5 protein-coding genes are annotated in these 6,312 nt (G+C 67.9%); 1 reads left to right on the plus strand and 4 read right to left on the minus strand.

What is annotated here, in order from left to right; all coding sequences use genetic code 11:
- The first annotated feature begins 276 nt into the window (after nt 1-276).
- Nucleotides 277-597 carry a hypothetical protein gene (locus tag ACFWW9_RS45480; protein WP_390389779.1) on the plus strand — a complete coding sequence of 107 codons (321 nt, stop codon included), beginning with the start codon at nt 277-279 and terminating at the stop codon, nt 595-597.
- A gap of 143 nt (nt 598-740) precedes the next feature.
- Here ACFWW9_RS45480 and ACFWW9_RS45485 read toward each other — a convergent pair whose 3' ends face one another.
- From ACFWW9_RS45485 to ACFWW9_RS45500, 4 genes are read right to left on the minus strand one after another with little or no spacing between them, the layout of a single operon-like run.
- Entirely contained in the window at nt 741-1,967 is a 1,227-nt protein-coding gene (locus ACFWW9_RS45485; RefSeq protein ID WP_390389781.1) for a glycosyltransferase, read from the minus strand.
- Between the two features lie 32 nt (nt 1,968-1,999).
- A complete protein-coding gene (gene speB / locus ACFWW9_RS45490; RefSeq protein ID WP_390389782.1) occupies nt 2,000-3,103 on the minus strand; it encodes an agmatinase in 1,104 nt (367 codons plus the stop codon).
- Nucleotides 3,104-3,121: 18 nt separating this feature from the next.
- Nucleotides 3,122-4,081 carry an ACP S-malonyltransferase gene (locus ACFWW9_RS45495; RefSeq protein ID WP_390389783.1) on the minus strand — a complete coding sequence of 320 codons (960 nt, stop codon included), beginning with the start codon at nt 4,079-4,081 and terminating at the stop codon, nt 3,122-3,124.
- A 23-nt stretch (nt 4,082-4,104) separates the two neighbouring features.
- On the minus strand, nt 4,105-5,532 hold the full coding sequence (locus ACFWW9_RS45500; protein ID WP_390389785.1) for a class I adenylate-forming enzyme family protein: 1,428 nt from the start codon (nt 5,530-5,532) through the stop codon (nt 4,105-4,107).
- Between the last annotated feature and the right edge of the window lie 780 nt (nt 5,533-6,312).

The following is a 6,312-nucleotide window of genomic DNA, read 5'->3' on the forward strand; positions in this document are numbered from 1 at the left end:
GGGACCCCTTTTTCGTGCGGTCGATTCGCTCGCCAACGACTGAGACGCGGTTCGGATACTCCAGTCCGCACCCCTGTTCGAGACGTGAGCGACCGTCAGGAATGCGCTTTCCGGTTAGGGGTTGCTCCGAATAGACCAACCGGTGCAGACTAATGCCAGGACGAAAGCGGAATACCGGCAGCGGGAGAACGCAAAGGCTGCCACAACCCTCATCCGCTTTCGTCCTTCACCCCGATGGAAAACACTCCCCCTGTTTTCGACCGAATGGAGCCGATCATGCGCATCACCACCAAGCGTTTCTTCGCGGGCGTCATCGCCGCGGCCGCCGTCCTCGGCGCCGGTGCGGGCACCGCGATGGCGAGCACGGCTCCCAGCGCGTCCGTGAGCAGCCAGGTCTCGGTGTCCGTCAAGGCGGGCGTCGTGGTCGACGTCAAGGCCCAGGGCGACCTGACCGTGAAGCTGGGCACCGGCACGGTGACCGTGAAGGTCCACGGCGCGACCGTCGTCACCGGCACGCTCAAGGCGGGCGTGAAGGTCGACGTCGTCGGCGTCCAGGTCGACGGCAGCATTCTGGCGAGCCTGGTCGTGGTCAAGTAGCACTCCACAGCCGAAAAGCGCCGGACCGGGATCGCGACCCGCTCCGGCGCTTTTCTTCGCGCATTCTTCCCATTCCCCGAACGTTCCTCTGACGCCACGAAGCCGGCACCCGAGAACGGGTGCCGGCTTCGTGGGTGAAGCCCCTAGGGCAGGGCCAGGGACTCCAGGTGCGGGACGACGGTGTCGACGCTCGGCAGGGCCAGCATCTCCCGGTGGGCCCGGCGGACCTCCTGGGTGATGGCGGGGTCGTCGAGGACCGTGCGGCACGTGTCGTGGACCGACTTGGCGGTCGTCTCCGGGACCACTCGGCCCAGGTTCATCTTCTGCAAGAGGTCCGCGTGGAACGGCTGGTCGCCGAACTGCGGCAGCACGGCCATCGGCGTGCCGCCGAACATGGACTCGCGGATGCTGTTGTAGCCGCCGTGGGTGAGGAACAGGTCGGCGCACTGGAGCAGCAGCGGCTGGGCCATGCGCTCGACCACGAGGACGTTGTCGCCGACCTCGATGCCCTCCATCGACAGGCCGCCGGTGGCCAGCACCGCGTAGCAGTCGAGCGACGACAGGCCGCCCGCGATGGCCTGGAGCAGCACCTTCGACGGGTCCTCGTCCTGCGGCGGGCCGAACTGGAAGAACTCCCGCAGTTGCAGCAGCACGGTCCCCATCGCCGCGGCGACCAGCGGCTTGTCGGTGGGCAGGTCGATGATCTCCCGGCTCAGCACCTCGTCGCGCGCGACGATCGGCGACTGCCGGTAGCGGATCGCGTAGGGCACGTCGAACGCGGCGAACCCGTAGCGCTCCGGCACGGAGTCGAACCGCCCGTACCGGTAGAGGGCGGCGGGGTCGTGCGCGGCCGGGATGCCGATCTCGGCCCGGCGCTCGTTCAGCAGGTCGACCAGGCGGACCGGGTCGACCATGTCGCCCGCGCCGGACGGCCCGCAGATGTAGCGCAGCCCCAGCTGCTCCGCGACGAGGGTCGCGGCGATCTCCGCCGAGTCGCGGACGATCAGCTGGGGGTCGAACTCCACGGCCAGCGCCATGATCGCGTGGTAGGTGGGCGTGATGTGCGGTCCACCGGCCATCACGAGCATCTCGTCGAACGCGGTCAGCTCCGGCGGCGGCGCCACCGGACGCCCGGTCTCGGCGGCCTCGCGGATCCGCTTCTCGGTCCCCTCCTTCACCACCGCCATGATCGAGTCGTGCATCTCGGGCAGCACGGCCGCCACGCGCACGCGTTCGATCTCGTAGATGTGCGCCAGCGAGGGCGGCAGGGCCACCAGGACGTCGTGGCCCGCGTCCGCGATGGCGCGGATCAGCGGGAGCATGTCCCGCGCGTGCCCCTGGGAGCCGGTGATGCTGCTCAGAACTCTCACGGCTGTCGCCTTTCGTCGTCGAGGGTCGACGGTCACCGCATCGGGAACTTGACCTGACCGGAGACGATCGGGTTCACGTAGTTGCTGCTGGAGATCTGCATGCGGCGCATGGCCAGGCCGGTCAGGACCTCGAGGACCGCGCGCCGGGCGTTGAGCGCCGTGGAGTAGCCGGGATCGATGTGCGGGGCAACCTCGACCACGTCCATGCCGACGACGTTGGTCTCGTGGGCGAGCCTGCGCAGGGCGGGGAACAGCTCGCGGGTGGTGAGGCCGCCCGGCTCGGGGGTGCCGGTGCCGGGGGCGTAGGCGGGGTCGAGGACGTCGATGTCGAGCGACAGGTAGACGTTCGGCACGTGGGACACGTCGACGATGAGCTTGTCGATGACGGCGTCGATGCCGACGCGCTCCACCTCGGCCATGAAGTGCGACTTCATGCCCTGCCTGCGCATCCAGTTGAACTGCTCGTCGTCGGGGGCCGACGGGCTGCGCAGGCCCATCTGAATGATGTTGGAACCGGGGAACTTCTCGTCCTCGATGAGCCGGTAGATCGGGGTGGTGTGGCTGACCTTGTTGCCGTGGACCTCGGCGTGGCAGTCCGGGTGCGCGTCGAAGTGCACCACCGCGACGCTGCCCGCGCCGTGGACCTCGTTGAGCGCCGCGGCGCTGGGCCACAGCAGCGTGTGGTCGCCGCCCAGGACGATCGGGACGGCGCCGGTCTCGGCGATCTCCTTGACCATCTCGCGGATCGGCGGCATCGACCGCTCGTTGCTGAACGTGTCGACCGGGGCGTCGCCGTAGTCGACGACCTTGAGCAGCTGGAACGGTCGGACCCTGGTGGCCGAGTGGACGAAGTCCTCGTAGTTGTTGAAGAGGTAGCGCTCCTCGGTGCGGATCGCCCTGGGGCCGAAGGCCGCGCCGCGGTGACCGACGGACTGGTCCAGCGGCACGCCCATGACGGCCACGTCCACGTTGCCGGCGCGCAAGTCCGCCTGGTCGAGGCAGATCGGCACGTTCATGAACGTGCCGATGCCCGTGTAGGCGGGTTGCGCGTAGTTGCGGCGCAGGTCGATGGGACCCGGCTCACGCGGGGGGTTGATCGTCGAGCGGAACCGGTGCGGCCATTCCTGGTCGATCATGTGCTCTCCCTGCTTGTTCTACTTCTCCGGACGCAGCGCGGTCTTGGGGGTCACGGCCGTCACTCGGAAGTTCTTGGTCGTGCAGTCCAGGCGGTGGAACAGGTTGTCGGCACCGGTGAACCACAGGTCGGTGACGCCCCCGCGACGCAGCGCGGAGACCACGTCCGGCCAGTTGATGGGCTGGTCGAACGTGTCGAGCAGCATCGTGCGCATGGCGTCCGCGTCGGTGACCGTCGTGCCGTTCTGGTCGGCGATCACGGGCAGCCGCGGCGCGGCGATGTCGTAGCGGGCGAAGACCTCGTCCTCGGCCTTGCGGCGCAGGGCCGAGAACGCACGGGCGTGCACGGGCGGGCGCATCGAGTACATCGAGTACCCGCCCGCGTCCCGGATGCGCGACTTGAAGAAGTCCAAAGAGGACTCGCGCACCGAGACGAAGTAGAAGTCGTCGTCCAGGTAGCCGGAGATCTCGTACCACTCGCCGCGGGCCTCCATCTCCGCGAGGATCTCCTTCGTCCGCTCCTCGGAGGTGCGGACGAACGACTGCGTGATGACGTCGGAGTACTCCGTGGCGAAGAACTCCTCCTCGCACCGGGCGAGCTCGGCCGTCATCCGCACGACGTCGCCGAACGGCAGCGACCCGACGAACGCGGTCGCCGCCTTCTGCCCGAAGCTCGGCCCGACGCACAGGTCGGGGTCGAGCCCCATCGCGTCCACCGCCCGGTCCGCCAGCGCGACCGAGTTGATCAGGAACGCGATCTGCGTCGCCTCGGAGTACTCGTGGTCGGTGGCGCGGAAGCGTTGCAGCACCGAGTAACCCAGCGCCTCGTCCGCTTCGGCGAGGCGACGGCGGGCGTAGCGGTCCAGCACCATGTACCTGCCGACGTCGGCGAAGTTGCACGGTCCCATGCCGGGGAACACGATCGCGGTGAGCCCCTGTTCTGCCGGTGTCTCGTGCGGGGCGCTCTGCGTGTTCTCCATGTCGGTTGGTTCCCCGTTCTTCCTCAGACGCTCGCGCCGTCGGGGACCTCGGCCAGTGCCAGCTGCTCCAGGTGCAGCCGGTCGGGCTTGCCGTTGCGGTTGAGGGGGAAGTTCTCCAGCACGTACACGCGGTTCGGACGCTCGTAGACGGGCAGCAGCTCACCGAGCAGCTCGCGCCAGAAGTGCGGCTCGCGGTCCAGGGCGTCCTCGACGAAGAACACCAGCTGGCACCCGCGGCGCTCGTCCGGCACGGACACGACCTTGGCGGAGCAGCCCTTCTCGGCGACCTTGCGCTCGATGATCTCCGGGTAGAGCGTGTAGCCCATCCGCGTCACGGCGAACTTGCGGCCGAACACCGACAGGTTGCCCTCGGCGTCGAGCTTCCCGAAGTCGCCGGTCTGGAACCACTGCTGCGTGTGCGGCACCAGCGTCCCGTCCTCGGCCAGGTAGCCCTCCATCACGTCGGGCGTGTTGACCAGGACCTCGCCGATCTGGTCGACCGGCACCTCGTGCCCGTCGTCGTCCACGACCTTGATCTCCAGGCCCTCCATGGCCTTGCCGGTCGCGACGGGGTTGTCCGGGGTGGCGAAGGAGACGTTGCCCATCTCCGTGCTGCCGTAGCTGTCCAGCAGGGGGAGGCCGAACTTGTCGACGTACGCCTTGGTCAGCGACGGGTCGAGCGGGGCGGCGCCGCTGCAGAACATCCGCACCGTGTCGACGTTGAGCCCGGCCTCGGGCCGCTTCTCCACGATGTTGAGCAGGCTGCGGTAGGTGGAGGGGGTCGCGTCCAGGACCGTGACGCCGGTCTGCCCGGCCATGACCAGCGCGCGGTCGATGCGCCGGTAGGGGGCGACGACCAGCGAGCACCGCTCCTGCCACGCGATGAGCACCATGGACAGCCCGTACTGGTGCGAGAACGGCAGCAGGGGCATCAGCACGTCCCCTTGCCGATGCCCCACCTGGGCCGCGTTGCGCCGGAGGTTCTCCAGGAACTTCCCGCCGGACTTCACGATCCCCTTCGGCGTCCCGGTGGACCCGGACGACCACATGATCAGCCCGTCGGGCCGCTCGCACCACTCGGTGAAGTCGAGCCGGTCCCGCAACGGCGTGCGGTTCGCCGCCGCGACGAGCAGCTCGTAGATGAAGACCTTGCTCTCCTCGGCGTCCAACGGCGCGTCCTCGTCGACCAGGCACATCTTCACGCCCGCCTGGTCCGCGATCCGCCGCGTCTGCTCGGCCCGCTCCTGGCTGTCCACCATCACGATCGACGCCCCGACGTGCATCAGCGCAAGAAGCGTCACGACCCATCCCGCCGAGTTGCCCGCTTTCAGCATCACCCGACAGCCGTGACCGATACCGTTCTCACCCAACACGTCGGCCACGCGCAGGGCGTTCTGCTCGAACTCGGGAAAGGTCTGCACCGAGTCGGTCGAGAAGAGTTTCGCGGTCATCAGCGACACTCCTCCTTCCTCTTGCTCACGGGGCCGCGGAGGAGCCACAAGGGCGCACTGCTCGCAGCAAGAAGTAATTCGTGAATGCACTGCCCTGCTGAAGAGTCATCTCTCCACTGATAAACAAGTCCAAAGCAAGTCCCAGCAAGTCCAACTGGGACAAGAGTATTATTACGATGTTCCGGTAGGAAACCCCTGACCAGTCCCCTAGGCCCCCCTACCCCTGCCCGCACCGATCAGTGCGAGCGGCAGACGGGATTCGACAGGGTGTCGACCAGCGAAAACCACCCTGACGAGGACGAACGCCCAGGGCAGTCCCCTGTGGACCCCGAGGGAGGAGGAAGGACGGAGCGTCTCAGAACTCAGGGGGAGGGAGGGGGCGGCTTGGGGCAGCGGGACGCCCAGGTGACGACACAGGGTGGCAGGGCAGACAGGGAAACCGGCAGCTGGCGGGCGACCAACGACAGGACAGGCGGACGACTGGCAGACGACTGGCGAACTACCGACGGGCCTGGCAGAAGCATGCGCCCACTTACGAGACCGGCGGACGACCGGCAAACCACCGACGCGCCCGGCAAAAGCATGGCGCCTACTTACAAGACCGGCGAACAACCGACGCGTCCAGCAGAAGCATGGCGCCTACTTACGGGACTGGGGGTCGCCTGTTGACCTGCTACGGAACGCCACGGGCCGCCCGCAGCCGTGGCCGATTTTACTTGGGGATTTCGGCCTTAAAATTGGAGATCGGGCAGGGCTTTGGGGCACTGCCTTTTGGCCCGA

The sequence above is a fragment of the Umezawaea sp. NPDC059074 genome (genome assembly GCF_042738955.1).
In the GTDB taxonomy this organism is placed as follows: Bacteria; Actinomycetota; Actinomycetes; order Mycobacteriales; family Pseudonocardiaceae; genus Umezawaea.

Coding starts and splice junctions, on each gene's coding strand:
- ACFWW9_RS45500 (WP_390389785.1), bottom strand. CDS start 5,532: ATGACCGCGAAACTCTTCTCGACCGACTCGGTGCAGACCTTTCCCGAG.
- ACFWW9_RS45480 (WP_390389779.1), top strand. CDS start 277: ATGCGCATCACCACCAAGCGTTTCTTCGCGGGCGTCATCGCCGCGGCC.
- speB (WP_390389782.1), bottom strand. CDS start 3,103: ATGATCGACCAGGAATGGCCGCACCGGTTCCGCTCGACGATCAACCCC.
- ACFWW9_RS45495 (WP_390389783.1), bottom strand. CDS start 4,081: ATGGAGAACACGCAGAGCGCCCCGCACGAGACACCGGCAGAACAGGGG.